Consider the following 282-nt stretch of genomic DNA (forward strand, 5'->3'; position numbering starts at 1 on the left):
GGCTCCTGATCACCTGGTTATTTCCCCGGGGCCTTGCACGCCGAATGAAGCCGGAATGTCGATGGCCGCTATCCGGCACTTTGCCGGCAAGGTGCCAATTTTGGGAATTTGTTTGGGCCATCAATCGATTGGGCAGGTATTTGGCGGCACCATCGTACGAGCCGGACAGGTCATGCATGGTAAATTATCGGCCATTCATCATGGCGATGTCGGTGTGTTCAAGGGCCTGACCAATCCCTATCAGGCGACCCGTTATCATTCTTTGGTGATTGATAAAAACAC

Annotated in this window: 1 protein-coding gene; it reads left to right on the forward strand. The window is 52.8% G+C overall.

All coding sequences use genetic code 11. From position 1 onward, the window contains the following. A partial coding sequence (locus tag Q4563_RS19340) for a glutamine amidotransferase-related protein (protein ID WP_303605669.1) occupies positions 1-282 on the forward strand: 282 nt, incomplete at both ends.

The sequence above is a fragment of the Gilvimarinus sp. 1_MG-2023 genome (assembly GCF_030548285.1).